The following is a 24,629-nucleotide window of genomic DNA, read 5'->3' as shown; positions in this document are numbered from 1 at the left end:
CTCGTGTTGCATTGCATGTTAGATATGCAATGCCGTCGTAGGCAATGCGGCTCCCGGCTTATATACTACAAATACATTTTGTAATTTGCGTCAGGGCCAAACCCCATGCTTCAGCAGGCAAAAACGTCACCGAGACCGTCTCCGAGGCCGTCTCCCAGCCTGCGGGACCTGTTCACGCCCAAGCTCGTCACCGTGCTGCGCGAGGGCTATGGCCTGCCGCAGCTGCGCGCCGACGCGCTGGCGGGCCTGACCGTCGCCATCGTCGCGCTGCCCCTGTCGATGGCGATCGCCATCGCCTGCGGGGTGAGCCCCGACAAGGGCCTCGCCACCGCCATCATCGGCGGCTTTCTCATCTCCGCCTTCGGCGGTAGCCGCTTTCAGATCGGCGGCCCGGCCGGCGCCTTCATCGTGCTCGTGGCCGCCACCATCGAGCGCCACGGCTATGACGGCTTCCTGCTCGCCACGATGATCGCCGGCCTCGTGCTCGTCCTCATCGGCTTTCTTCGGCTCGGGACCTACATCAAGTACATCCCGCATCCGGTGACGGTCGGCTTCAGCGCCGGCATCGCCGTCATCATCCTGGCGAGCCAGTTCAAGGAGCTCCTCGGCCTGACGCTGGCCGGGCCCGAGCCTGCGGCCCTCCTGCCGAAGGTCGAGGCGCTGTGGCAGGTGCGCGAGACGGCGAACGGGGCGACCATCGCCCTCGCCGTCGCCTCGATCGGCCTCATCATCCTCGTGCGCCGCATCGATGCGCGGCTGCCGGCCTTCCTCATCGTGGTGCTTGCGGCCACCCTCGCCTCCTGGGCCTTCGGCCTGCCGGTCGAGACCATCGGCTCGCGCTTCGGCGAGGTGCCGCGCGGCCTGCCGGCACCGAGTATGCCGGCCCTGTCGCTCGACAAGGTGCTCACCGTCCTGCCGGATGCGCTGGCGCTCGCGCTGCTCGGCGGCATCGAATCGCTCCTGTCGGCGGTGGTCGCCGACGGCATGACGGGGCGGCGCCACCGCTCGAACTGCGAGCTCGTGGCGCAGGGCATCGCCAACATCGCCTCGCCGCTCTTCGGCGGCCTCACCGCGACGGGCACCATCGCCCGCACGGCGACGAACGTGCGCGCCGGGGCTGTCGGGCCCGTCTCCGGCATGCTGCACGCGCTCTTCCTGCTCGTCTTCATGCTGGTGGCGGCACCGCTCGCCGCCTATGTGCCGCTGGCGGCGCTCGGGGCCGTGCTCGCCGTGGTGGCCTGGAACATGGCCGAGCGGCACGCCTTCGCGTCGATCCTCACCCGGTCGCGCGGCGAGGCCGTGGTGCTGCTCGCCACCTTCCTCCTCACCGTCTTCCGCGACCTGACGGAGGGCATCGCCGTCGGCGTCGTGCTCGGCAGCTTCCTCTTCATGCACCGCATGGGCGAGCTCGTCGCCGTGGAGCGGCACGCCTCGCTCGGCATGGAGGACGAGGCGGACGCGCCGGCCGGCGCAAGGGAGGCCTACGACAGCGGCCGCGTCGCCGATCCGGACATCGTCGTCTACGGCATCGCCGGTCCGCTCTTCTTCGGCGCCGCCGGCAATGTCGGCGCCATCCTCGAGCGCATCGGCAGCCGCCCCAAGGCGCTGGTGCTCGACCTGTCGGAGGTGCCCTTCGCCGATTCGACGGCGGCCCGCGCGCTCCTGTCGATCGCTCAGGAGACGACGCGGCGCGGGGCCCGGCTCTATATCGCCGGCGCGAGCTCCTCCGTCAGGAGGGTGTTGGCGCATGAGGGGCTGAAGGTGCCGCTCGTGCGCTATGCCGCCAGCGTTGCGGCGGCGCGCGACGCGGCGAGCCGGGCGCTCGCCACGCTCTGATCAGGCCTCCCCGCGCCCCCCAGCGTGCTTGCGCCGCTTGCGGCCGGCCATGACGTTGATCGCCTCGACCCCCGCGGCGAAGGCCATGGCCGAATAGATGTAGCCGCGCGGGATATGGATCTCGCCGCCCTCGGCCACCAGCGACACGCCGATGAGGATGAGGAAGGACAGCGCCAGCATCTTCGTGGTCGGGTGATGGGCGATGAAGCGGCTGACGGGGCCGGAGGCCGCATACATCACCGCCATGGCGATGACGACGGCGATGATCATGATCGACACGTCCTGCGCCATGCCGATGGCCGTGACGATGGAATCGACCGAAAAGACGAGGTCGATGACGGTGATCTGCGCCACGGCCGCCGTGAAGGCGCCGGGCGCCGTGCCGCGCCGCTCGGTTTCGTCCGGGCCTTCCATCTCGGCATGGATCTCGTGGGTGGCCTTGGCGATGAGAAAGGCGCCACCGGCGATGAGGATGATGTCGCGCCACGAGAAGCCGTTGCCGAGGATGGTGAAGACCGGCTCCGTCAGGCGCATGATGGCCGTGAGCGCGAAGAGCAGGGCCACGCGGAAGACGAGCGCGAGCAGGAGGCCGATGCGGCGAGCCCGCTCCGCCTGGTCGCGCGGCAGCTTCGACACCAGCACGGAGATGAATACGACATTGTCGATGCCGAGCACGATCTCCATGGCCGAGAGTGTGACGAGCGCGGCCCAGCCGGCGGGATTGGCCACCCATTCGAACATGCGTGTGAGCTCCGTCGGGATGAGGCACTGCCGGGCAGGAAAGCATGGCCCGGAAGCTGCGACAATCCTGCTGCAGTGGCATGCGGCAGCCGGCCCTCTGGCATCAGCGCCCACCTTGCGGTAGCCCAGAGACGGAGTTGCGGCGCAAGGCGCAGCAGAGCTGGAGGAGTGCGATGGCGAAACGGAAAGCCCCGGCGGCGGATGCCGATGTCATCGTCGTCGGGCCCGGCCCGGCCGGCCTCGCCCTCGCCATCGCATTGGCGCAGGAAGGCCTCCGCACCACGCTTATCGGCGAGGTGCGCACGGCGCGCGACGGACGCACGGTCGCGCTGCTCGATGCCTCCATCCGCCTGCTCGACGCCATCGGCGCCTGGCACGGCCTGCAGATGCAGGCGGCCCCCATGGCGCACATGCGCCTCGTCGATGCGACGGACAACCTCTTCCGCCCGCCGCCGGTGACCTTCAACGCCGGCGAGATCGGCCTCGACGCCTTCGGCTACAACATCGAGAACGCGACGCTGGTCGCGGGCCTTGCCGCCCTCGCCGACAACACCCGTGGGCTCGCGCGCGTGGCCGCGTCCGCCACCGCCTTCACGGCCGGTGCCGACTTCGCCGAAGTGAGCCTGGACGACGGCCGCATCCTCCGGGCGCCCCTCGTCGTGGCGGCCGACGGACGCAACTCGCGCATGCGGGCCGACGCGGGCATCGACATCCGCGAATGGTCCTATCCGCAGACGGCGCTGACCGCGATCCTCGCGCACAGCCGCGACCACCGCGACACCTCGACGGAGTTCCACACCCGCTCGGGGCCCTTCACGCTGGTGCCGCTGCCGGGGCTGCGCTCCAGCCTCGTGTGGGTGTGCAGCCCCGAGCAGGCGGAGACGCTCGCGGCGCGCGACGACGAAGGCTTCGCGCTCGCCGTCGAGCGGCAGGCGCGGTCCATGCTCGGGCGCATGCGCGTCGAGGGCGGGCGCGGGCGCGTGCCGATGAGCGGCCTTTCGGTCGCGCGTTTCACCGCCGATCGCATCGCCGTCGCCGGCGAGGCGGCCCACGTCTTTCCGCCCATCGGCGCGCAGGGCCTCAACCTCGGCATGCGGGACGTCGCCAATCTGCGCGATGCCGTGGTCGATGCGCGCACGCGCGGCCTCGACATCGGCAGCCCGGAAGCCCTCGGAGCCTACGAACGCGGCCGGCGGCTCGACGTGCGCCTCAGGACGACGGGCGTCGACGCGCTGAACCGGACGCTGCTCGCGCATTTCCTCCCGGCCGACCTCCTGCGCGGGGCCGGCCTCATCGCGCTCGATCTCATCGGGCCGCTGCGCCGCTTCGTCATGCGCGAGGGGCTCGCCCCGCACGCCCGCCTGCCGCGGCTGATGTCCCGCGCCGGGGCCGCCGACCCGCTATTGTGACCCGGGCTCGAGCGCCGGCACCGGGCGCGGCTCGCCGCGGGCGCGGCGCAGCTGCGGGTCGATGGGCACGGCGGCGAGCGGAATGCGGCTGCCGTCGGGCGTCGCCGCGGTCGCTCCCATGAGGCCGCGAGCGGTGAAATGCGGGTCGCGCACCGCCTCGTCGAGGCTCGCCACGACCGTGCAGCAGCAGTCGAGCGGGGTAAGCCGCCGATGCCACTCGTCCGCGTCCTGCGCGGCGATGCGCTCGGCGATCGCCGCACGCGTCGCCGCCGGATCGCGCCGGTCGTCCCGGAGGGCCTCCGGCAGGTCGAGCGCGCCGCAGAAGGTGTCCCAGAACTTCTGTTCCAGGGCCCCCACGGCGAGGAAGCGCCCGTCGCGGGTGGCATAGAGGCCGTAGCGCGGCGAGCCGCCGGCGAGGACATTCTCCCCCGCCCCCGGAAAGCGGCCGGTGGCGTGACCCTGGGCGAGGCCGTACCAGGCGAAGGTGAACATGGCGTCGCTCATGGCGATGTCGAGATGCATGCCCTCGCCGGTGAGGTCGCGCTGGCGCAGGGCAAGGAGGATGTTGAGCACCGCCGGCAGCGAGCCGCCGCCGATGTCGGCCGCCAGCATCGGCGGCACCGTCGGGCTCCGCGTCGTGCCGGGGCTGAGCGACAGGAGCCCCGCCACGGCGGCATAGTTGAGGTCGTGGCCCGCCTCCTGCGCCCGCGGCCCCTCCTGCCCGAAGCCGGTGATGGAGCAATAGACGAGGCGCGGGTTGATGACCTTCAGCGCCTCGTAGCCGAGGCCGAGCTTCGCCATGACGCCCGGGCGGAACTGCTCGACGAGGATATCCGCCCGCTCGACGAGGGGGCGCAGCGCCGCCCGCTGGTCAGGGTCCTTCAGGTCGAGGGCGATACTGCGCTTGCCGGCGTTGAGGACGGCGAAGGGCGCCGAAGTCTCGCCGAGCCGCGGCGGGAAGTGCCGCATGTCGTCGCCCTGCGGCTTTTCCACCTTGATCACCTCGGCCCCGGCCTCGGCAAGCATCAGGGTCGCCAGCGGCCCCGGCAGCAGGGTCGAGAAATCGAGGACGACGAGGCCCTCGAGCGGCAGATGCGCCATATATTGCCCCTCACGACGGAAACAGATCGTGAGGCATCCTGCCCGTCTTGATGAGCCAGAGAAAGCCCGTCAGCGTCACCATGGAGGTGACGGTGCCGACGAGGATGGCCGCCGAGGCGCGTTCCAGGCCGATGCGGTACTGCGTCGACAGGACGAAGATGTTGAGGGCCGGCGGCAGCGCCGCCATCAGCACCGCCGCATAGACCCAGACCGGATCGAAATCGCCGAAGGCCGAAAGAACCACCCAGACCAGCAGCGGGTGGATGATGAGCTTGACGACGACGTGGGCTGGCACCTCGAGCGGCAGGCGCCCGAGCGGCCTGAGCGCCACCGTCACCCCGAGGATGAAGAGCGCGCAGGGCGCGGCCGCCCCGGCGAGCCAGGTCACCATCTTGTCGGCGAAGTCCGGCAGCGTGAGCCTGAAATAGCTCGCCGCGACGCCGGCGGCGGTGGCGAGGTTGAACGGGTGCGTCACCACCCGCCAGACCACGGCCCGCGTCGTCTCGGCGAAGCTGCGCTTGTCGGCGCCGCCGATGGTCATCAGGAACGGCACGAGCGTGAAGAGCAGGATGTTGTCGAAGACGAAGATCAGCGCCACCGGAGCGCTCGCTCCGCTGCCGAGGGCGGCGAGCACGAGCGGCGGCCCCATGTAGCCGATGTTGGAATAGGCGCCCGCGAGCCCGCGCAGGGTCGCCTGCGAGATGTCGCCGCGCGACGTCGCCATTCCCGTCGAGAACGAGATCGCAAAGGCGCTGAAGGTGCACAGGGTCGTCGCCGCGATGAAGGGCCAGTTGGCGAGCTCCTCGATCGGCGTGTTGACGATGAGCCGGTAGAACAGCGGCGGCAGCGCGACGTAGATGAGGAAGAACTGCATCCACGCGAGCCCGCCCTCGGGAATATGGACCCGCTTGCCGCAATAGAAGCCGAGCGCGATGAGCCCGAAGAAGGGCGCAACGAGGCTGATCAGCGCGGCAAGGTCCGTCATCGAGGGCTCCCGGCGGGCGGCGTGGCGCCCGCCCCGAGGCTCAAGGCATAACGTGCGGGGCCGGCAGCACAACCGCCGCAGGCGCAGGGGCCCCATGCACGGGAAGCCCCGCGCTGGCCGGCGTCGGGCGGGAGAAGCGACCGGCCCACCTTCGTTCATTCGCCCTCCGGCCAATGGACGACGCGGTGCAACTGGTATCTATTGCACTGCAGCATGAATGCCGGGAACCGGCGATCCGAGGGGTGGAGACGACATGAAACTGCCGCGCAACTTCTATCGCCCGCTGGCGCTCGGCGCGCCGCAGCCCTTCCGGGAGCTGCCGACGCGGCTCGAGCGGATGATCCATTTCATCCCGCCGCACATCGAGAAGGTGCGCGCCAAGGTGCCCGAGATCGTCGGCGAGGTGGACGTGCTGCTCGGCAACCTCGAGGATGCCATCCCCGCCGATGCCAAGGAGGCCGCGCGCACCGGCTTCATCGAACTGGCCGAGCGCTGCGATTTCGGGACGACGGGCCTGTGGGTGCGCATTAACGCCCTCAACAGCCCCTGGATGCTCGACGACGTCATGGCCATCGTCGCGACCGTGGGGCAGAAGCTCGACGTCGTGATGCTGCCGAAGGTGGAAGGCCCGTGGGACATCCACTACCTCGACCAGCTGCTCGCCCAGCTCGAGGCGCGGCACGGCATCGGCCGGCCCATCCTGATCCACGCCATCCTGGAGACGGCGGAAGGCGTCAAGAACGTCGACGACATCGCCGCCGCCTCCCCGCGCCTCCACGGCATGAGCCTCGGCCCGGCGGACCTTGCCGCCTCCCGCGGCATGAAGACCACGCGCGTCGGCGGCGGCCATCCGGACTACCGGGTGCTCGCCGACCGCGGGGAAGAAGGCGCCGAGCGGGCCAGCGCCCAGCAGGACCCCTGGCACTACACCATCGCCCGCATGGTCGATGCCTGCCAGGCCAACGGGCTCAAGGCCTTCTACGGCCCCTTCGGCGACTTTTCAGACGAGGCGGCCTGCGAGAGCCAGTTCCGCAACGCCTTCCTGCTCGGCTGCGCGGGGGCATGGTCGCTGCACCCGTCGCAGATCGCCATCGCCAAGCGGGTGTTCAGCCCCGATGCGAAGGAAGTCGCCTTCGCGCAGCGCATCCTCGCGGCGATGCCGAACGGCACCGGCGCCGTGATGATCGACGGCAAGATGCAGGACGACGCCACCTGGAAGCAGGCCAAGGTGATCGTCGATCTCGCGCGTGCGGTCGCCGACAAGGACCCCGACCGGCGTGCGCTCTACAATTTGTGAAAAAACCGCATTGCTGCCGAAAGTTAGCCATTGCTGCACCGCGTTGACGGCGCCTGCCCCCCTCTATATGTCCTAGGAGACGGGACAGAAAGCACCATGAAGACGCGTTCAGCAAAGTTCGGCATCGGCCAGGTCGTGCGGCACCGGATCTATCCCTTCCGGGGCGTGGTCTTCGATGTCGACCCGACCTTCGACAATACCGAGGAATGGTGGCTCGCCATTCCCGAGGGGCAGCGTCCTGCCAAGGACCAGCCCTTCTATCACCTGTTCGCCGAGAACGACGAGACGGAATACATCGCCTACGTCTCGGAGCAGAACCTCGAGCCCGACCACTCGCAGGAGCCGATACGCCATCCGCAGGTCGACGAGATCTTCGAGCGCACGGCCGAGGGCAACTACCGGGTGCGGTACAGCTTCGACAACTAGGCCGACGCGCTTCCGCCCTCAAGAGGCCAGCCAGAGGCCAAATGAAAAGGCGCCGGGATGACCGGCGCCTTTGTCTTGTGCGATCCGAGCGAGCCCTTACTGGGCCGGCTTCTGCCCGTTGGCCGGGGCGGCGCCATTGGCGCCGGCGGCACCCTGCTGCTGCTCGAGGCGCTTGCGCAGCTCCTCGGAGCGCTTCTGCAGCTCTTCCTGCAGCTTGCGCTGCTGCTCTTCGAGCACCTTCGGGTCGATCGGCGCGCCGTCATAGGCCTTGGTGAAGCCGGCGAGCGGGATGGCGAAGGTCACCTCGTTCGCCATCTGGTTCTGCACGCTGACGTTGAGGGTGTTGCCCTTCTTCATCTGGCCGATGAAGTCGTCCTTCACCTGCGCCTCGGCGAAGCAGCCGTTCGGGAAGCAGATGGCGTACTGGCCGGGGGTCGCCTGGTTCTGATCGACGGTGAAGCGCACGCCCGGGCGCAGGAGCAGGCCGAGCGGCATCAGGAAGCGCACGATGCGCGTCGGGTCGCCCTTGACCTCGTAGACCGCCACGGCCAGGACCGGCTGGCCCTGGTCGGACACGAAGTCACGCGTCGTGTAGCAGACTTCCTTGTTGGCGCCCTGGTCCTGACCGCAGACCTTGGTCCAGTCCGTCTGGGACGGCTCCGGCTTGACCTGCACGATCGCCGGCCCCTGCTGCTGCTGCTGTTGTTGTTGTTGCTGGGGCTGCTGCGGCGCCGGCTGCTGCTGCTGTGCATGGGCAAGACCCGGCAGAAGGCCAGTCGCTGCGGCTGCGACGACCGCAACCATCGCGAGCGGCGTGCGCTTCGCCGCGTTGTTCGTCATGAGGCCCATTAGAATTCCTCTTTCACGGTTCGACGGGCGCGGCGCCCGTTGGACTGGCTCGGTGGCGGAACGATCTCCGCTGCGGCCGGCGAAACGACCATCACGCGAGGAGACGCTGCATTCCGCGCCGAATGAGGCGATTGAATGACACGACTCGCGCACTCCTTTATCGTGTTCCGCCGCCGGGCGCCAGCGGGCTGGAAGGCGCTCTACGGCCCTGAAAGCGAGACACGACACCGGCCGGTGACCTTTCGTTGGCAACAATCGGCCAAGATGCGCATGATGGAGCGCTCGATTCGTAAAAGGGAAACAAGGCTGAGTGACGGCAACACGCAGTGAAGCGCAGGAGCGAGTGGCCGCCCTCGACGACGAGATCTGGGCGCGCCTCAGCCTGACCCGCCTCCTCACCGGCTCGGCCCGCCGCTCGCCGGAGCGGCCGGCATTCGCCTCCCTGCCCTCCTCGGAACCGGTTGCGAGCATCCTCGGCGAGGAGATGCGCCTTGCAGCGGCGGACCGGATGTCGGCGCGCCTTGCGGCCGTGCTCGGCAATGTGCGGCTCGACCCCAAGGCCGCCGTCGGCATCCTGATGCCCTCCGGCCCCGAGGCCTGCATCGCCATTCTCGCCACCATGCGCGCCGGCTTCTGCCCGACGCTGCTGCCGCTCGGCTGGGACGCGCCGGCCCTCGCCCAAGCCTGCGAGGCCTCGGGCGTCCAGGCGCTGCTCACCATCGGCCGGCTTGCGGGCATGCGGCCGGCCGACATGGCCCGGCACATCGCGGCGCGCTATTTCGGCCTGCGCTTCATCGCCGCCTTCGGCGACAAGGTGCCGGACGGCGTGGTCGCGCTCGACAAGGTGCTGGCCGAGACGGAGGACCCGGTGCCCGCCCCGGCCGCGGCTTCACCCGGCGTCATCACCTTCAGCGGTCCGGACCGGCTCACGCCCCTGTTGCGCAGCGAGGCCTCGCTGGTCGCGAGCGCCCTGCCCTTCGTGCTCGCGGGAAAGCTGGGCGCGGGCCAGCAGATCATCTCGCTGCTGGCGCCGGACGATCTCGCCGGCCTCGCCTGCGGCCTCGCCGCCGCGCTCATCAGCGGCGCGCCGCTGACCATGCAGGCGCTGTTCGACAGCCGCCCGCTCGCGGACCGGCTGGTCGGCGATCCGCAGGCGCTCCTCGTCGCGCCCGCCTGGCTGGAGCAGCCGCTGGCCGCAAGCGGCCTCTTGCGCGACCGGCGCCGGCGGGTCGCCTTCGTCCACCAGGTGCCGTTCCGCGCCGAGCCGTCCGATGCCGCCGGTGAAGCCCATATCGTCGACGTGCTCGACATCGGCGAGCTCGCGCTGCTGTGCGCCGTGCGCAGCGGCAACGGCCAGCCGGCCCTCATGCTCGGCCCGCAGCCGGGCCCGATGATGAACGGCCAGCCGCTGCTCGATACCCGCCGCGGCGTCGGCGGCCATCTGGAGGTGCGCGGTGGCGCAACCGAAATCGCGCCTGTCGGCCGGTTCGAGCGGCCGGACGGCGCGGCCCTCGCCGATGGCTGGCGGCGCCTGCCCTACCGGGTCGACAGCCTCGACGCCCGCATTCTCGCGATATCCGAGGCAGCCGAGCCGCCGGCCGCCTGAAAGGACAAGCCATGGCCGAGCCCTCCGCCAGCCTCGTCATCGACGTCGTTTCCGACGTGGTCTGCCCGTGGTGCTTCATCGGCAAGCGGCGGCTCGCGGCGGCGCTCGCGCAGCGCGCGGATGTCGCCGTGACCGTCAACTGGCGCCCGTTCCAGCTCGATCCGACCATTCCCTCCGGCGGCATCGACCGGAAGGAATATCTCAGGCGCAAGTTCGGCGACGACGAACGCATCGCCGCCCTGCACGACAACGTCCGCGCCGCCGCTGCGGACACGGGCATCGCCTTCCGCTTCGAGGCGATCGAGCGTTCGCCCAACACGCTCGACGCGCACCGGCTGATCCGCTGGGCCCAGCCGCTCGGCCGCCAGGACGCGGTCGTCGAACGCCTGTTCTCTGACTATTTCCTCGCCGGCCGTGACATCGGCGACCACGTCGTCCTCACGGAGGCCGCGGCGAGCGGCGGCCTCGATCCGGCAGAGGTCGCCGCAAGGCTTGCGACGGAGGAGGACAAGGACGCGGTGCGGGAGGAGATCGCGACCGCCGCGCGCCTGGGCATCTCCGGCGTGCCGTTCTTCATCTTCGACGGGCGCTACGGGGTCTCCGGCGCCCAGGCTCCGGAAACGCTCGTCGAGGTCATCGACAAGACCCTCGCGGGCTGAGCCGCGATGCCCCTCGTCCTCGCCTGCGACATCGGCGGCTCGCATTTCCGCCTCGCCCTCGTCGACGAAGCCGGCGCCATCCGGCACGACGTCACCCTCGCCTCGCCGGGCGAGCACGAGGACGGTGGCATTGCCCCCGAGGCCTGGTGGGACCTTTTCGCCACGGCGGCCGAGCAGCTCGCGCGCGCGGCGCCGGAAGCCTTCGCCGGCGCGACGGCCGTCGCCGTGTGCGGCGTCACGCGCACGCAGGTCTTCCTCGATGCGGCCGGGGCGCCCGTCCACGCCGCCATCACGTGGCGGGATGCGCGCGCGGCCGAGATCGCGGAGGAGCTGCGCACGCGCCTCGATGCCGTCCATCCCGAGACGGCACACGTCAACGCCTTCCACCCGCTCGCCCGGCTCGCCTGGCTGCAGCGCCACGCGCCGTCGGCCTACGGCCGGCTGGTGCGGGTGGTCGATCCGAAGGACTTCATCAATGCCCGCCTGACCGGCGTCGTGGCGAGCGATGCCATTTCCGCCGCGCGCCTGGCAGCCTCTGCCGCAAGCGCGGGCACGGCGAGCCTGTTCGCGGGCGCCGGCATCAGCGATGCGGTCCTGCCGCCGCTCCTGCCGCCGGGTGCGACGGTCGGCATGATCCGCGAGGATGTCAGCGGGGCGCTCGCCCGGCTCGCGGGACGGCTCGTCGTCTGCGGCTCGCACGACACCTGGGCGGCGGTCGTCGGCCTCGGCGCCATGCGGCCGGGCTTTGCCTACAACATCTCCGGCACCACCGAGGTGCTCGGCCTGATGAGCCCGGCGGACCGGACGGCCGAGGGGCTCCTGACGATCGACTGGGGCGACGGCCTCAACCAGATCGGCGGCCCCGGCCAGAACGGCGCCGACACGGCGCGCTGGCTGGCGGAGCTGCTCGCCGGCTGGCGCGGCGAGGACGCCGACGTCCCCGCCATCTTCGAGGCGCTGCTTGCCCTGCCGCGGGATCGGGCGCCGGTGCTTTTCCTGCCCTTCCTGCAGGGCGAGCGAACGCCCTACTGGAACCCGGCCATGCGCGGCGCCTTCCTCGGCCTCAACCGCCGCCACGGGGCGGGCGACCTCGCCTGGGCGCTGATCGAGGGCATCGCTTTGCTCAACCGCGAGGTCCTGGCCCGTGCGGAGGCTGCGGCCGGCATCACCTGCAGCGAGATCCGCTTCGGCGGCGGCGCAGCGGCCAACCGGCTGTGGGCGCAGGTGAAGGCGGACGTCTGCGACCGGCCCGTGGTCGTCGGCGCGGCTGGCGAGCCCGGCCTCGTCGGCGCCGCCGCCCTCGCCCAGGTCGCCGCGGGCACCTATCCCGATCTTGCCGCGGCGCAGGCGGGCATGGCCCGGCCCGCCCACCGCCACCTGCCGCGCGGCGACCGGCGTCCGTTCTATGACGCGCTCCATGCCCAGTTCCGGCGCGCCGTCCCCATGCTGGCGCCACTGACGGCGGATCTCGCACATCTGGAGACGCCGACGTAGCGCCGGACCGGCCACACAATTCACGCGCGCGGCGCACACAATTCGTGCCCTTTCTGCTTGCGGGGCATCGTCAGTCTGCTAACGATGCCGGCTCCGCCAGCCTCAGCGCCCGCCGAGCCGCCGTCCGCAGAATGTCTCCCGCCTTCGCGCCTCTTCCCCGCCGCCGCCTTGCCGGCATCATCCGCGCGATCGACCGCTGATGCGCTCCTTCCTCGAAACCTACGGCACCGCTGTCGCCGGCCTCGCCCTCGCGCTGTTCTTCGTCGCCTTCGCGCCGAATTTCGCGGCGCCGACCAACCTTCTCAACGTGCTCAAGGAGACGAGCTTCCTCGCCATCCTCGCCATCGGCTTCACGCTGGCGTTGATCACGTCGGAGCTCGACCTGTCGGTGGCGGAGGTGGCGAGCCTCGCCGCGGTGGTGACGGGCGCGCTGATCCAGGCGGGCCAGTCCCCGCTCGTCGCCGTCGCGGCCGGCCTTCTCGTCGCCCTCGGTGCCGGCCTCTTCAACGGCATCGCCGTCACGCGGCTCAAGGTGCCCTCGCTCATCGCCACGCTCGGCACCGCGGCGATCGCCAAGGGCTTCGCGTTCATGATCACCCAGGGCGTCGCCTTCGTCGGGCGCTGGCCGGCGGAGTTCACGGACATCTCGCGCGGCGGCCTCTTCGCCGTCCCCAACCTCGTCATCTGGCTCGCCCTCGTCGCCGGCGGGGCGCTGTTCCTCGTCAAATGCACGCGTACGGGTGTACACATGACGGCGACGGGCGAAGCGGACGAGGCGGCCCGGCTCGCCGGCATCGCGACCGGGCGCATGAAGCGCCTCGGCCTCGCCCTCTCGGGCCTTCTCGCCGGCGTCACCGCCGTGCTCCTCACGGCGAGCCTGTCCTCGGCCGCGCCGAACATGGCGGGTGATTATTTCCTCTATGCCATCGCCGCAGTGCTCCTCGGCATGACCATGTTCGAGCCGGGCCGGGCCAACGTGCCGGGCACGCTCGTGGCCGCACTCACCCTCAAGGTGCTGGGCAACGGGCTCGTGCTGATGGGCGCCGCCTATTACGTGCAGGACATCGTGCTCGGGCTCATCATCATCGTTTCCGTTGCACTGTCTGCCACGGCGCTGAAGAAAGCTGCGTTTAAGCTGTAGGGAGTTTGCGCCAAGATCAACTGATCGAGGATCGATCGGGGCTGGGGAGAGGAACCATGAAGAAGACGTCGCTCATCGCCGCCGCAGCCGGGGCGCTGCTGGCACTGTCCGCCAATGCCGCCATGGCTTTCGAGCTCGGCATCGTCGCCTTCCAGATGTCGTCGGAGACCCATGCGCGCGTCGCCAACGCCGCGGCGGAGGCCGCCAAGGCGAAGGGCTGGAACGTCACCCTGCTCAATTCCGAAGGCGCGCTGCCGAAACATGCCGAGCAGCTCGATGCGCTGATCGCGCGGAAGGTGGACGCCATCGTCATCGCCATGGGCAAGCCCGTGGAGGCGGACGCGCAGCTCGAAGCCGCCAGCAAGGCGGGCGTGCCCGTCCTCACCATCATGGCCGGCACGAGCCCGCATACGCTGATGGACGTGCAGGTGAACGAATACAAGGTCGGCGCCGACGCGGCGCTCTACCTGCTCGGCCAGCTCGGCTACCGCGGCAACGTCCTCACCCAGCGCTTCGAGGGCAATGTCGGCACGCGCATCCGCGGAAAGGTGCTCGACGTCGTCCTGTCCGAGAACACGGCCGTCAAGGAGATCGGCAAGCACAGCATGGCCCGCACGCAGAGCTGGCGCGACGACGTGCGCAACGGCATGCAGGCGCTGCTGCTCAAGAACCAGGGCCAGATCAACGGCATCTGGGCCTCCTTCGACGGACAGGCCTACATCATCGACGACCTGATGCAGGCCCAGGGCCTCAAGAAGGGCGACATCGTGCTCGTCTCCATCGACGGCGGCCCCGAGACCTACCGCCGCATCGCCGATCCGGAGAGCATGCTGATGGCGACCGTCGCCATCCCCTTCGAGGGCATGGGCCACTCCGCCGTCGAGGCGATCGACACCATCGTCGTCAAGAAGCAGCCGAAGGACACGGTGACGGCGGGCCCCTATCTCTTCACCGACGCGACGCTCGTGGACGCCACGAACGTCAAGGAATTCATCAAGTAAGTCCGCAAGCTGACCCGCGCGGCCGCAACCGCCGGCCGCGCCCAACCCCAACGGCGAGAACCATGGCGCCCGTCCTTTCCCTGCGCGGCATCGAGAAGTCCTACGGCGCGGTCGCCGCGCTCAAGGGCATCGACCTCGACATCGGACGGGGCGAAGTGCTCGCCATCTGCGGCGACAACGGCGCCGGCAAGTCCTCGCTGGTGCGCATCATCTCCGGCGCGCAGGAGCCGTCCGCCGGCGCCATCACGCTCGACGGCAAGACGGTCAGCTTCCGCTCGCCGCAGGATGCGCTGGCGAAGGGCATCGCCACGATCTACCAGGACCTCGCCCTCGCCCCGCGCCTGTCGATCGTCCAGAACGTCTTCATGGGGGCGGAACTGACGCGCCCGCTGCTGCCCTTCGTCCATATCCTGGACAAGCGGCGCATGGAGGACCTGGCCAAGGGCTATCTCGGCCGGCTGTCGGTCGCGGTCGACGACATGCACCGGCCCGTCGAGCGCCTGTCCGGCGGCCAGCGCCAGGCGGTCGCCATCTCGCGCGCCCTGCACTGGGATGCCCAGGTCGTCATCATGGACGAGCCGACGGCGGCGCTCGGCGTGAAGGAAACGGCGCTGGTGCTCGACCTCATCCGCAAGCTCAATGCCGAAGGCCGCACCGTCGTGCTCATCAGCCACAACATGGCGGACGTCACCGCGGTGGCGACGCGGGTCGCCATCCTCAAGAGCGGCCGCAAGGTCATCGACCGGCCCGTTGCCGGCCTCGACGCCGACGGCCTCGCCCATATGGTCATGACCGGCAAGGAAAGCTGATATATCGATCCCACGCGATCATGCATTCTTTGAGGTATTTTTGGCCGCAATCCAGCACAGACTGACGCGCCGGCGCCAATCCTGAATGTTATCTGAACGACCATTGACAGCTTTTCGACAGCTGAATGGTGACTATATGCAAACTAACGAATCCAGTACAGTTGCAGAGGCTGATTCCAGCCTTTCATGTTTGGCACATCGCGCCGTTTCGGAGATGATCTATCAACACCGGCTCAAGGGTGGCGAGATCATCGTCGAGGCGCGCATCGCCGACATGCTGGGCATTTCGCGCACGCCGCTCCGGGAAGCGCTGCAGCGCCTCGAGGGCGAGGGACTGGTCGCCAAGGCTTCGAACCGTTCCTTCGTGGTTCGCCAGGTGGACCTCATCGAATACCTCCAGAGCCTGAAGGTGCTCGAGTTCCTGGAGCCGGAGGCGGCCACCCTGGCCATCGGACGCGTGCATCAGTCGACGCTCTGCGGCGTGCGCGCCGAGATCGAAAGCGCCAAGGCGGAGCGCAAGATTCCGCCGGAGACCGTCCTGCAGATCGAGGAGGCCGTGCAGGGCCTCTATACGGATCATTGCGGCAACAGCGCCCTGCGGCAGACCATCCGCTCGCTGCGCATCGCCACGCGCCTGTTCGGCGAGATGCGCTGGAGCGGCCGGCGCGAGAAATCCTTTGGCGACCATCTCGCCATCGTCGACGCGCTCGAAGCCGAGGATGTCAAACGCGCGCGCCGCGCGGTCCAGCAGCATCTCAAGGCCCTGCACCGGCACGGCCTGTCGCTGATGAGCTGACGGCGGCGAAAAGTTGCAGGTGGCGCAGCGCCCGAGCGGCGGGCGGCGCCCTCAGCGCAGCCAGGCGCGCAGCCTCGCCACCGTCTGGCGGCAATCCTCCATCGAGCCGGCAAAGGAGAAGCGAACGAACCGCGCGCCCCTGTCCGGGTCGAAATCGAGGCCCGGCGTCGCCGCGACGCCCGTCTCCTCCAGCATGCGGCGGCAGAAGGCGAGCGAATCGTTCGTGAAGCGCGCGACGTCGCGGTAGATGTAGAACGCCCCGTCGACGGGCGGCCCCTCACCGAGACCGATCGCCGCCAGCTTCTCGAGCAGGAAGGCGCGATTGGCCGCATAGCCGGCCTTGATCGCCTCGAGTTCCTCGACGGCGTCGAAGGCCGCCTCGGCCGCTACCTGGCTGAGATAGGGCGGCGAAATGTAGAGGTTCTGCGCCAGCGTCTCGACAGGGCGCACGAGGGCATGGGGCACCACGAGCCAGCCGATGCGCCAGCCCGTCATGCAGTAATATTTGGAGAACGAGTTGACGATCAGGGCGTCGTCATGGACGGCGAGCGCCGTCTCGGCCGGCGCGTCGTAGGTCAGCCCGTGATAGATCTCGTCGGAGATGAACCAGATGCCGGAGCGTCGGCAGGTGTCGGCGAGGCGGGCGAGCGCCTCGCGCCCCATCATGGTGCCGGAGGGATTGGCCGGGCTCATCACCAGCACGCCGGCGAGCGGCGCCTCCCGGTGCGCCCGCTCCACCGCCTCGGCCGTCATCACCCAGCCGCTTGCGGCATCGACGGCGATGTCGACGGGCTCGATGCCGAGCGCCGCGAAGATGTTGCGATAGGCCGGATAGCCGGGCGCCGTGATGGCGACGCGCGCGCCCGGCTCGAACAGGGCGAGGAAGGCGAGCACGAAGCCCGCCGAGGAACCGGTCGTGGCGACGACGCGCTCCGGAGCGACATCAACGCCATAGGCGTCACGATAGTGCCGCGCGATGCGCTCGCGCAGCGACGGCAGGCCGAGCGCCTCCGTGTAGCCGATCTGCCCGATGTCGAGCGCCGCGCGCGCGGCCTCCTGCACCCGGCGCGGCGCCGGCGCCGACGGCTGCCCGACCTCCATGTGCACCACGTCCCCGCCTGCGCGCTCCTTCGTCCTGGCGGCGGCGAGCACGTCCATGGCGAGGAACGACGACACGCGACTGAGACGGGCGGGCAAGGAAGGGAGCGGCATGGACAGGTTCTCGGATCAGGTCTCGCCGATTACTCGGCCCTTGGGCGGCTTAGCCGTCCATCGCGCCGATGGCAACGCCGCGGGCGCGAATCAAGGCGCTCGCCGACGGAGGCTCGCCTGCGGCCGTTTGCCCCCCGCGGTCCGGATGCCCCAGAAATGACGAGGTGTTGGCGCAGTGACGCGCTGGTGAATTGATCTTGGCGTCCTTCCGTGCTCCCTGAGCCGGAAAGCTGCGCCTACCCCGTTTCAGGAACCCGACATGATCGCTCTTCGCTCGTTCGCTCCCGTCCTCTTCGCCTGCGGGCTCGCCACCGGCCTCACGGCCTTCGGCGCCTCGGCGCAGACGGACAACATCTCCACGCAGGACCGGGCGGGCATCGAGAAGATCATCCGCGAATATCTCATCCAGAACCCGGAGGTGCTGCAGGAGGCGCTGGTCGAGCTCGAGCGGCGGCAGCAGCAGGCGCAGGAGGATGCCCAGAAGCAGGCACTCGCCAGCCATTCCGAGGCGCTGACGCAGTCGCCGCACGGCATCGTCGTCGGCAATCCCGAGGGCGACGTCACGCTTGTCGAGTTCTTCGACTACAACTGCGGCTACTGCAAGCGCGCCGTCGGGGATGTCATGGCTTTGACGAAGGCCGACCCGAAGCTGCGCGTCGTGCTGCGTGACCTGCCGATCCTCGGGCCCGATTCGGTCGATGCGTCCGTCGTCGCCCTCGCCGTCCGGGAGCAGCTCGACGGCGAGAAGTACTTCGAGTTCCACACCCGCCTCATGAACTCGCGCGGCCGGGTCGGCAAGGACCGGGCGATGGCCGTCGCCAAGGAGATGGGGCTCGACCTCGCACGCCTGCAGAAGGACCTGGAATCGCCCAAGATCCGCGAGGCGCTGTCCGAGACGCTGGAGCTCGGCGACAAGCTGTCCCTGACCGGCACCCCGGCCTTCGTCATCGGCGACGCGATCATCCCCGGCGCGGTCGGTGCCGAACCCATCAAGCAGCGCATCGCCGCCATGCGCAGCTGCGGCAAGAGCGAGTGCTGAGCACGGCATCGCAAAGCAGCGGGTGCAGCAAGGCGGCTTTCGCGCGCAAAGTCTTTCTTTCCCACGCGCTTCGCGCTAAGAGGGCCGGGTTCGCGCGCCGTCCCGGCCGCGCCGTCCGCCACGGCATAGAGAGCCCATGGTCGCCGTTCACATCATCAACGGTCCCAATCTCAACCTCCTCGGTGTTCGCGAGCCGCAGACCTACGGCTCCCTGACGCTGGCCGCGATCGAGCAGCGCCTCGTCGAGCTCGGCGCGCGCCTCGACGCCGAGGTCACCTGCAGGCAGTCGAACGTGGAGGGTGAGCTCGTCGGCTTCATCCACGAGGCGGGCCTTGCCGGCGCCGGCATCATCCTCAATGCCGCGGCCTACACCCACACCTCCATTGCCCTGCGCGATGCCATCAAGGCCGTCGATGCGGTGGCGATCGAGGTCCACCTGTCGAACGTGCACGCCCGAGAGGCCTTTCGACATCACTCCACCATCGCGCCCGTCTGCGCCGGCGTCATCTGCGGCTTCGGCCCGGTGAGCTACGAGCTCGCCCTCGACGCCATCGTGCGCATCCTGCGGCAGCGCCACGGTGCCGATGGCAACTGATCGAACGGACATTCAGACGATGGCCACCGCAAAACAGAACCCGATCGACCCGAGCCTCGTGCGCGAGCTCGCGCAGCTGATCGCCGACACCGATCTTTCCGAGATCGAGGTGGAAAAGGGCGACCTGCGCATCCGCGTCGCGCGCCACCTGACGGCCCATGTGTCGGTTCCCGTGGCCGCCCCCGTCGTCGCATCCAATCCCGCCCCCTCTCCTGCGCCTGTCGCAGCCGCGGTGGCGGCGCCCGCCGGCAAGCCCGGCGCCGATCACCCCGGCGCCGTCACCTCGCCCATGGTCGGCACCGCCTATCGCCGCCCCTCGCCGGAGGCGAAGCCCTTCGTGGAGGTGGGCGCGCGCGTCGAGGCCGGCGACAAGCTGCTCCTCGTCGAGGCCATGAAGACCTTCAACGACATCCTGGCGCCACGCTCCGGCACGGTCACGGCGATCCTGGTCGAGGACGGGCAGCCGGTGGAGTATGGCGAGCCGCTCCTCGTCATCGAGTGAGGCTCCCCGCATGTTCGACAAGGTTCTCATCGCCAATCGCGGCGAAATCGCCCTGCGCATCCTGCGTGCCTGCAAGGAGCTCGGCATCGCCACCGTCGCCGTGCATTCGACGGCCGACGCCGACGCCATGCACGTGCGCCTCGCCGACGAGAGCGTGTGCATCGGCCCGCCCACGGCGCGCGACAGCTACCTCAACATGCCGGCGCTCATCTCCGCCTGCGAGATCACGGGCGCCGACGCGGTCCATCCCGGCTACGGCTTTCTCTCCGAGAACGCCCGCTTCGCCGAGATGCTGAACGACCACAACATCACCTTCATCGGCCCCAAGGCCGAGCACATCCGGCTGATGGGCGACAAGATCGAGGCCAAGCGCACGGCAAAGCGCCTCGGCATCCCCTGCGTGCCCGGCTCGGAAGGCGGCATCAGCGACGACGACGAGGCCCGGCGCGTCGCGGCCGAGATCGGCTTTCCCGTCCTCATCAAGGCGGCGGCCGGCGGCGGCGGACGCGGCATGAAGGTGGCGCGCAACGCCGACGAGCTGCCGCATGCCCTGCAGACGGCGCGCACGGAGGCGAAGGCCGCCTTCGGCGACGATGCCGTCTATATCGAGAAATATCTCGAGAAGCCGCGGCACATCGAGCTGCAGGTGCTCGGCGACGGCCAGGGCGGCGCCATTCACCTCGGCGAGCGCGACTGCTCGCTGCAGCGCCGGCACCAGAAGGTGTGGGAGGAAGGCCCCTCGCCCGCGCTCAACCGCGCCGAGCGCGACCGCATCGGCGCCATCGTGGCCGATGCGATGAAGGGGCTCGGCTATCTCGGAGCGGGCACGGTCGAGTTCCTCTACGAGAACGGCGAGTTCTACTTCATCGAGATGAACACCCGCATCCAGGTGGAGCATCCGGTGACGGAGATGATCACCGGCATCGACCTCGTGATCGAACAGATCCGCATCGCGGCCGGCCATCCCCTGTCCATCCGCCAGGAGGACGTGCAGATCGAGGGCCACGCCATCGAGTGCCGCATCAATGCGGAGCACCCGGCGACCTTCCGCCCCTCGCCCGGCACGATCACCTACTACCACCCGCCCGGCGGCCTCGGCGTGCGCGTCGATTCGGCGGTCTATCAGGGCTATCGCATCCCGCCGCACTACGATTCGCTCGTCGGCAAGCTCATCGTGCACGGCCGCTCGCGCAACGAATGCCTGATGCGCCTGCGCCGCGCGCTCGACGAATTCGTCGTCGACGGCATCGACACGACGCTGCCGCTGTTCCGCACGCTGGTGCGCAACCAGGACATCCAGAACGGGCTTTACGACATCCACTGGCTCGAGGGCTTCCTGCGCAGCGGTGGGCTCGACCTCGAAAGCTCTGCAGCAAAGGGCCAAGGTGGTTGACCGCCCCGGGCGTTCCCCGTATCTGAGGCGGACCAGAGCGAGCGCGTAGCTCAGCCGGTAGAGCAACTGACTTTTAATCAGTAGGTCCTGGGTTCGAGCCCCAGCGCGCTCACCACCGCCAAGTCCCTGACCGGCAAGGGATGACAGATGACATCAGGCGCAGGCATGCCGCCGGGCGGACCCGGCAGCCCGAAGGACGAGACGGTCGCGAGGCGTTTCAGCCTCACCTTCCTCCTCGCCGCGCTTGCGCTCGCCGCCCTCACCTACGGCGTCATCGCCGGCTTCGATCCCTATGGCGTCACGCGCGGCGCGGGCGGGCCCGGCCCGCTGATGGACATCAACCAGCGCTACGTTTATCCGCAGATCGTGCGCAGCGGGCGCTATTCCTCCGCGGTCTTCGGCACCTCGACGGTGCGCCTCCTCGATCCGCAGCGCCTGGATGCACTCCTCGGCGGTCGCTTCGCCAATCTCGCCATGAATGCCGCCACGCCATGGGAGCAGGTGCAGATCGCCGACCTCTTCCTGCGCCATGTGCCGGCGCCGGAGATGCTCGTCTTCGGCGTCGACGCGCCATGGTGCGACCGCGACGCCGACAGCGAGGCCAAGCGCCTGACGCCGCGCCCCTTCCCGCCCTGGCTCTATGACGCCGACCGGCTCAACGACTGGGCCTATCTCTTCAACTCGAAGAACCTCGAGATCGCCCTGCGCGTGGCGGCCTACAGGCTCGGCCTCATGGACGAGCGCATCCGCAGCGACGGCTACGAGGTCTTCGTGCCGCCGGAGGACGCCTACGACCTTTCCCGCGCGCGCATGCACATCTGGCAGGGGCATGCCCCCGAGGCCGTGACGCCCGTCGTGCCCGCCGAGACGGTGAGCGAGGCGGAGCGTAAGAGCTGGCGCTTTCCGGCGCTCGCATGGCTCGATGCGATGCTCGCCCGTGCGCCGCAGACGACGCGCAAGATGATCGTGCTGCCTCCGGTGCATGTCGCGGCGCAGCCGCGGCCGGGCAGCAAGGCCGTGGCCGAGGACATGGCCTGCAAGGTGGCGCTCGCCGACATCGCGCAGCGCCACGGCGCGCTGCTCCTCGATTTCCGGCGCTCCTCCGCGGTGACGCGCAAGGACAGCAACTACTGGGATCCGATGCACTACCGCATCGGCATCGCCCGACGCATCGAGGAGACGATGGCAGCGGCGATGGGCGGGGCGACAGAGGCCGACGACGGCTTCTTCGTAACCCCCGCCTCGCCGGCCTGGTGAGGCGGCTCAGCCGGCAGAGGCGTCCCCGCCCTTCTCGCCGCGCGCCCAGCCGGCCTTCGTCTCGGCGATGAAGTCGTCGAGACGGTCGTCCGCGATGGCGCGGCGCAGGCCGGACATGAGGTCCTGGTAATAGGCGAGATTGTTCCACGTCAGCAGCATCATGCCGAGGATCTCGCCCGCCTTGACGAGGTGATGCAGATAGGCGCGGCTGTAGGTGTTCGACGCCGGGCATTTGGAATCAGGATCAAGCGGCCGCGAATCCTCGGCATGGCAGGCATTGCGCAGGTTGATGCGGCCGAAGCGGGTATAGGCGAGGCCGTGCCGGCCGGCCCGCGTGGGCATGACGCAGTCGAACATGTCGATGCCGCGGCGCACGGCTTCGACGATGTCGTCCGGCGTGCCGACCCCCATGAGGTAGCGCGGCTTGCCGGCCGGCAGATGGGGCATCACGGTTTCGATCATGGCGAGCATGACGTGCTGCGGCTCGCCGACGGCAAGGCCGCCGATGGCGTAGCCGTCGAGCCCCATGTCGGCGAGCTCGCGCGCGCTCTCGATGCGCAGGCGCGGCACCTCACCGCCCTGCACGATGCCGAACAGCGCCCGCTCGGGCTGCGTGCCGAAGGCGACCTTGCAGCGCTCGGCCCAGCGCAGGGAGAGCTGCATCGCCTTCTCCGCCACCGCCTCCTCGCACGGCAGCTTCACGCATTCGTCGAGCTGCATCTGGATGTCGGAGCCGAGCAGGCCCTGGATCTCGATGGAGCGCTCGGGCGTGAGGACATGCGTCGAGCCGTCGAGATGCGACTGGAAGGTGACGCCGTTCTCGTCGATCTTGCGCAGCTGAGCCAGCGACATGACCTGGAAGCCGCCGGAATCCGTGAGGATCGGATAGGGCCAGTTCATGAACTTGTGCAGGCCGCCGAGCGCGGCCACCCGCTCCGCCCCGGGGCGGAGCATGAGGTGGTAGGTGTTGCCGAGGACGACGTCGGCCCCCAGCGCCTTCACCTGGTCGGGATACATGGCCTTGACGGTGGCCGCCGTGCCGACGGGCATGAAGGCCGGCGTGCGGATGACGCCCCGCGGCATGCGGATCTCGCCCGTACGGGCGGCGCCGCTCGTCTTGCCGGGGGTGAAGGTGAAGGAAACGGTCATGCTGGCGTCTCCGGCGCGCGGAAGAGCAGGCCGGCATCGCCGTAGGAATAGAAGCGATAGCCGGCCGCGATGGCGTGGGCGTAGGCCGCCTTCATCGTCTCCATGCCGGCGAAGGCACAGACCAGCATGAAGAGCGTCGAGCGCGGCAGGTGGAAATTGGTCATCAGCACGTCGACGGCGCGGAAGCGGTAGCCGGGCGTGATGAAGATCGCGGTGTCCCCGCTCCAGGCCTCGAAGGTGCCATTGGGGCGCACGGCGCTCTCGAGCAGGCGCAGGGCCGTCGTGCCGACGGCGACGATGCGCCGGCCCTCGGCGCGCGCGGCGTTCAGCGCCGCGGCCGTCGCGGCGTCGATGGTGCCCCATTCGGCGTGCATGCGATGATCGCGCGTATCCTCCGCCTTCACCGGCAGGAAAGTGCCGGCGCCGACGTGGAGCGTCACGAAACGCCGCGCGATGCCGCGCGTATCGAGGGCGGAGAACAACGCGTCGGTGAAGTGAAGGCCCGCGGTCGGGGCGGCGACGGCGCCGTCGTGACGGGCGTAGATGGTCTGGTAGTCCCTGAGGTCCGCGGCATCGTCGGGCCGCTTCGAAGCGATGTAGGGCGGCAGCGGCATGTGGCCGAGGCGGGCGATCGCCTCGTCGAGCGCCGGCCCCGAGAAGGCGAAACGCAGCAGCACCTCGCCGCCGTCGCTCTTCTCTTCCACCTCGGCGTCGAGGGCGGCGAGCAGGCAGGCCATGCTCTCGCCCTCCTCGCCGAAGCGGATGCGGTCGCCTTCCTTGAGGCGCTTGCCGGGACGGGCGAAGGCGCGCCAGAGATCGGCGCCCTCGCGCTTGTGGAGCGTCACCTCGACATGGGAGACGGCCTCCCCGCGCACGCGAATGCCGGCAAGGCGCGCCGGGATGACGCGGGTGTCGTTGAGGACGAGCACATCGCCCGGCGTCAGCAGGTCCGGCAGCTCGCGCACGATCCGATCCTCGAGCAGCCTGCCGCCGTCGGGACGCACCACGAGCATGCGCGCGCTGTCGCGCGGGCTCGCCGGCCGCAGGGCGATGCTCTCATCGGGCAGTTCGAAGTCGAACAGATCGACGCGCAACGGTTCTTCCTGGGTGAAACGAAGGTTCTTCGCGGCAGGACTTAAGCGGTAAGGAGCAGGCTTGCCAGTGCATCGTTGCACATGCGGAGACGGTCCTGCTCACCCAGCCCCGTCATGAAGGCCCCGTCATGCCCGCGCCTGTCGCGGGCATCCACGCTTCGAAGCCTCGCGCAGCTGACGGCAAGGCGTGGATGGCCGGGACAAGCCCGGCCATGACGCGGCTCTTGCCTGGAGCCAA

24 protein-coding genes and 1 tRNA gene are annotated in these 24,629 nt (G+C 69.5%); 18 read left to right on the top strand and 7 right to left on the bottom strand.

Features of this window, described 5'->3' with window-relative positions; genetic code table 11:
- Window positions 1-105: 105 nt before the first annotated feature.
- The gene (locus AL346_RS17435) at window positions 106-1,836 is read left to right on the top strand and encodes a SulP family inorganic anion transporter (RefSeq protein WP_026015326.1); all 1,731 of its coding nucleotides are present in this window, start codon (window positions 106-108) and stop codon (window positions 1,834-1,836) included.
- Here the strand turns inward: AL346_RS17435 and AL346_RS17430 are convergent, their stop codons facing one another.
- Window positions 1,837-2,577 (bottom strand): TerC family protein, encoded by a 741-nt coding sequence (locus AL346_RS17430; protein WP_019403297.1) that lies wholly within the window; start codon window positions 2,575-2,577, stop codon window positions 1,837-1,839.
- Window positions 2,578-2,750: 173 nt separating this feature from the next.
- On the opposite strand from AL346_RS17430, the gene AL346_RS17425 reads away from it, so the two are divergent.
- Window positions 2,751-3,986 (top strand): UbiH/UbiF family hydroxylase, encoded by a 1,236-nt coding sequence (locus tag AL346_RS17425; RefSeq protein WP_019403298.1) that lies wholly within the window; start codon window positions 2,751-2,753, stop codon window positions 3,984-3,986.
- On the opposite strand, the gene AL346_RS17420 is transcribed toward AL346_RS17425, so the two are convergent.
- Together AL346_RS17420 and AL346_RS17415 are read right to left on the bottom strand one after the other, a co-directional pair.
- The gene (locus AL346_RS17420; protein WP_053193908.1) at window positions 3,978-5,087 is read right to left on the bottom strand and encodes a CaiB/BaiF CoA-transferase family protein; all 1,110 of its coding nucleotides are present in this window, start codon (window positions 5,085-5,087) and stop codon (window positions 3,978-3,980) included. The two genes, AL346_RS17425 and AL346_RS17420, sit on opposite strands and share 9 nt — an antisense overlap.
- Before the next feature lie 10 nt (window positions 5,088-5,097).
- Window positions 5,098-6,072, bottom strand: a complete 975-nt coding sequence (locus AL346_RS17415; RefSeq protein ID WP_053193905.1) for an AEC family transporter — start codon at window positions 6,070-6,072, stop codon at window positions 5,098-5,100.
- Window positions 6,073-6,325: 253 nt separating this feature from the next.
- Between AL346_RS17415 and AL346_RS17410 the strand changes: the two genes are divergently transcribed.
- The gene (locus AL346_RS17410) at window positions 6,326-7,369 is read left to right on the top strand and encodes a CoA ester lyase (protein WP_019402716.1); all 1,044 of its coding nucleotides are present in this window, start codon (window positions 6,326-6,328) and stop codon (window positions 7,367-7,369) included.
- A gap of 96 nt (window positions 7,370-7,465) precedes the next feature.
- Window positions 7,466-7,795, top strand: a complete 330-nt coding sequence (gene hspQ / locus AL346_RS17405; protein ID WP_019402715.1) for a heat shock protein HspQ — start codon at window positions 7,466-7,468, stop codon at window positions 7,793-7,795.
- A gap of 96 nt (window positions 7,796-7,891) precedes the next feature.
- On the opposite strand, the gene AL346_RS17400 is transcribed toward hspQ, so the two are convergent.
- The gene (locus AL346_RS17400; protein ID WP_019402714.1) at window positions 7,892-8,644 is read right to left on the bottom strand and encodes an invasion associated locus B family protein; all 753 of its coding nucleotides are present in this window, start codon (window positions 8,642-8,644) and stop codon (window positions 7,892-7,894) included.
- A 135-nt stretch (window positions 8,645-8,779) separates the two neighbouring features.
- Between AL346_RS17400 and AL346_RS25155 the strand changes: the two genes are divergently transcribed.
- From AL346_RS25155 to AL346_RS17365, 8 genes are all read left to right on the top strand, one after another.
- The gene (locus AL346_RS25155) at window positions 8,780-8,974 is read left to right on the top strand and encodes a hypothetical protein (protein ID WP_156332797.1); all 195 of its coding nucleotides are present in this window, start codon (window positions 8,780-8,782) and stop codon (window positions 8,972-8,974) included.
- Window positions 8,975-8,987: 13 nt separating this feature from the next.
- On the top strand, window positions 8,988-10,250 hold the full coding sequence (locus tag AL346_RS17395) for an AMP-binding protein (RefSeq protein WP_019402713.1): 1,263 nt from the start codon (window positions 8,988-8,990) through the stop codon (window positions 10,248-10,250).
- Between the two features lie 11 nt (window positions 10,251-10,261).
- A complete protein-coding gene (locus tag AL346_RS17390; RefSeq protein ID WP_019402712.1) occupies window positions 10,262-10,909 on the top strand; it encodes a DsbA family oxidoreductase in 648 nt (215 codons plus the stop codon).
- 6 nt (window positions 10,910-10,915) lie between these two features.
- Complete coding sequence (locus AL346_RS17385; RefSeq protein ID WP_019402711.1) at window positions 10,916-12,403, top strand: FGGY-family carbohydrate kinase; 1,488 nt, start codon at window positions 10,916-10,918, stop codon at window positions 12,401-12,403.
- Between the two features lie 199 nt (window positions 12,404-12,602).
- On the top strand, window positions 12,603-13,544 hold the full coding sequence (locus AL346_RS17380) for an ABC transporter permease (RefSeq protein ID WP_019402710.1): 942 nt from the start codon (window positions 12,603-12,605) through the stop codon (window positions 13,542-13,544).
- Window positions 13,545-13,600: 56 nt separating this feature from the next.
- Entirely contained in the window at window positions 13,601-14,545 is a 945-nt protein-coding gene (locus AL346_RS17375; RefSeq protein ID WP_019402709.1) for a substrate-binding domain-containing protein, read from the top strand.
- A 62-nt stretch (window positions 14,546-14,607) separates the two neighbouring features.
- On the top strand, window positions 14,608-15,354 hold the full coding sequence (locus AL346_RS17370) for an ATP-binding cassette domain-containing protein (protein WP_019402708.1): 747 nt from the start codon (window positions 14,608-14,610) through the stop codon (window positions 15,352-15,354).
- Between the two features lie 214 nt (window positions 15,355-15,568).
- Window positions 15,569-16,150, top strand: a complete 582-nt coding sequence (locus AL346_RS17365) for a GntR family transcriptional regulator (RefSeq protein WP_245258904.1) — start codon at window positions 15,569-15,571, stop codon at window positions 16,148-16,150.
- A gap of 51 nt (window positions 16,151-16,201) precedes the next feature.
- On the opposite strand, the gene AL346_RS17360 is transcribed toward AL346_RS17365, so the two are convergent.
- Entirely contained in the window at window positions 16,202-17,362 is a 1,161-nt protein-coding gene (locus tag AL346_RS17360; protein ID WP_026015224.1) for a pyridoxal phosphate-dependent aminotransferase, read from the bottom strand.
- Between the two features lie 259 nt (window positions 17,363-17,621).
- On the opposite strand from AL346_RS17360, the gene AL346_RS17355 reads away from it, so the two are divergent.
- The 6 genes from AL346_RS17355 (at window position 17,622) to AL346_RS17330 (ending at window position 22,148) form a co-directional block, all read left to right on the top strand.
- Window positions 17,622-18,401, top strand: coding sequence for a DsbA family protein (locus tag AL346_RS17355; protein WP_019402704.1), 780 nt, complete (start codon window positions 17,622-17,624; stop codon window positions 18,399-18,401).
- A gap of 136 nt (window positions 18,402-18,537) precedes the next feature.
- Window positions 18,538-18,996, top strand: coding sequence for a type II 3-dehydroquinate dehydratase (aroQ, locus tag AL346_RS17350; protein ID WP_019402703.1), 459 nt, complete (start codon window positions 18,538-18,540; stop codon window positions 18,994-18,996).
- Window positions 18,997-19,015: 19 nt separating this feature from the next.
- Window positions 19,016-19,498, top strand: coding sequence for an acetyl-CoA carboxylase biotin carboxyl carrier protein (gene accB / locus AL346_RS17345; protein WP_019402702.1), 483 nt, complete (start codon window positions 19,016-19,018; stop codon window positions 19,496-19,498).
- 10 nt (window positions 19,499-19,508) lie between these two features.
- Window positions 19,509-20,891 carry an acetyl-CoA carboxylase biotin carboxylase subunit gene (accC, locus tag AL346_RS17340; protein WP_019402701.1) on the top strand — a complete coding sequence of 461 codons (1,383 nt, stop codon included), beginning with the start codon at window positions 19,509-19,511 and terminating at the stop codon, window positions 20,889-20,891.
- A 39-nt stretch (window positions 20,892-20,930) separates the two neighbouring features.
- Window positions 20,931-21,006, top strand: a tRNA-Lys gene (locus AL346_RS17335).
- A 32-nt stretch (window positions 21,007-21,038) separates the two neighbouring features.
- Window positions 21,039-22,148 (top strand): hypothetical protein, encoded by a 1,110-nt coding sequence (locus AL346_RS17330; RefSeq protein WP_156332795.1) that lies wholly within the window; start codon window positions 21,039-21,041, stop codon window positions 22,146-22,148.
- 6 nt (window positions 22,149-22,154) lie between these two features.
- Here the strand turns inward: AL346_RS17330 and tgt are convergent, their stop codons facing one another.
- Window positions 22,155-23,297, bottom strand: a complete 1,143-nt coding sequence (gene tgt, locus AL346_RS17325) for a tRNA guanosine(34) transglycosylase Tgt (protein ID WP_019402699.1) — start codon at window positions 23,295-23,297, stop codon at window positions 22,155-22,157.
- Complete coding sequence (gene queA, locus AL346_RS17320; RefSeq protein WP_019402698.1) at window positions 23,294-24,391, bottom strand: tRNA preQ1(34) S-adenosylmethionine ribosyltransferase-isomerase QueA; 1,098 nt, start codon at window positions 24,389-24,391, stop codon at window positions 23,294-23,296. Before queA ends, tgt begins: the two co-directional genes overlap by 4 nt.
- Window positions 24,392-24,629 lie beyond the last annotated feature (238 nt).

The organism is Chelatococcus sp. CO-6, assembly GCF_001271345.1.
Lineage (GTDB): Bacteria > Pseudomonadota > Alphaproteobacteria > Rhizobiales > Beijerinckiaceae > Chelatococcus_A > Chelatococcus_A caeni.
This window is presented reverse-complemented; position numbering and strand designations above follow the sequence as displayed.

What these genes read in the sequence shown, in the direction of transcription:
- AL346_RS17435 (WP_026015326.1), top strand. Translation starts at nt 106, where the DNA reads ATGCTTCAGCAGGCAAAAACGTCACCGAGACCGTCTCCGAGGCCGTCT.
- AL346_RS17430 (WP_019403297.1), bottom strand. Translation starts at nt 2,577, where the DNA reads ATGTTCGAATGGGTGGCCAATCCCGCCGGCTGGGCCGCGCTCGTCACA.
- AL346_RS17425 (WP_019403298.1), top strand. Translation starts at nt 2,751, where the DNA reads ATGGCGAAACGGAAAGCCCCGGCGGCGGATGCCGATGTCATCGTCGTC.
- AL346_RS17420 (WP_053193908.1), bottom strand. Translation starts at nt 5,087, where the DNA reads ATGGCGCATCTGCCGCTCGAGGGCCTCGTCGTCCTCGATTTCTCGACC.
- AL346_RS17415 (WP_053193905.1), bottom strand. Translation starts at nt 6,072, where the DNA reads ATGACGGACCTTGCCGCGCTGATCAGCCTCGTTGCGCCCTTCTTCGGG.
- AL346_RS17410 (WP_019402716.1), top strand. Translation starts at nt 6,326, where the DNA reads ATGAAACTGCCGCGCAACTTCTATCGCCCGCTGGCGCTCGGCGCGCCG.
- hspQ (WP_019402715.1), top strand. Translation starts at nt 7,466, where the DNA reads ATGAAGACGCGTTCAGCAAAGTTCGGCATCGGCCAGGTCGTGCGGCAC.
- AL346_RS17400 (WP_019402714.1), bottom strand. Translation starts at nt 8,644, where the DNA reads ATGGGCCTCATGACGAACAACGCGGCGAAGCGCACGCCGCTCGCGATG.
- AL346_RS25155 (WP_156332797.1), top strand. Translation starts at nt 8,780, where the DNA reads ATGACACGACTCGCGCACTCCTTTATCGTGTTCCGCCGCCGGGCGCCA.
- AL346_RS17390 (WP_019402712.1), top strand. Translation starts at nt 10,262, where the DNA reads ATGGCCGAGCCCTCCGCCAGCCTCGTCATCGACGTCGTTTCCGACGTG.
- AL346_RS17385 (WP_019402711.1), top strand. Translation starts at nt 10,916, where the DNA reads ATGCCCCTCGTCCTCGCCTGCGACATCGGCGGCTCGCATTTCCGCCTC.
- AL346_RS17380 (WP_019402710.1), top strand. Translation starts at nt 12,603, where the DNA reads ATGCGCTCCTTCCTCGAAACCTACGGCACCGCTGTCGCCGGCCTCGCC.
- AL346_RS17375 (WP_019402709.1), top strand. Translation starts at nt 13,601, where the DNA reads ATGAAGAAGACGTCGCTCATCGCCGCCGCAGCCGGGGCGCTGCTGGCA.
- AL346_RS17370 (WP_019402708.1), top strand. Translation starts at nt 14,608, where the DNA reads ATGGCGCCCGTCCTTTCCCTGCGCGGCATCGAGAAGTCCTACGGCGCG.
- AL346_RS17365 (WP_245258904.1), top strand. Translation starts at nt 15,569, where the DNA reads ATGATCTATCAACACCGGCTCAAGGGTGGCGAGATCATCGTCGAGGCG.
- AL346_RS17360 (WP_026015224.1), bottom strand. Translation starts at nt 17,362, where the DNA reads ATGCCGCTCCCTTCCTTGCCCGCCCGTCTCAGTCGCGTGTCGTCGTTC.
- AL346_RS17355 (WP_019402704.1), top strand. Translation starts at nt 17,622, where the DNA reads ATGATCGCTCTTCGCTCGTTCGCTCCCGTCCTCTTCGCCTGCGGGCTC.
- aroQ (WP_019402703.1), top strand. Translation starts at nt 18,538, where the DNA reads ATGGTCGCCGTTCACATCATCAACGGTCCCAATCTCAACCTCCTCGGT.
- accB (WP_019402702.1), top strand. Translation starts at nt 19,016, where the DNA reads ATGGCCACCGCAAAACAGAACCCGATCGACCCGAGCCTCGTGCGCGAG.
- accC (WP_019402701.1), top strand. Translation starts at nt 19,509, where the DNA reads ATGTTCGACAAGGTTCTCATCGCCAATCGCGGCGAAATCGCCCTGCGC.
- AL346_RS17330 (WP_156332795.1), top strand. Translation starts at nt 21,039, where the DNA reads ATGACATCAGGCGCAGGCATGCCGCCGGGCGGACCCGGCAGCCCGAAG.
- tgt (WP_019402699.1), bottom strand. Translation starts at nt 23,297, where the DNA reads ATGACCGTTTCCTTCACCTTCACCCCCGGCAAGACGAGCGGCGCCGCC.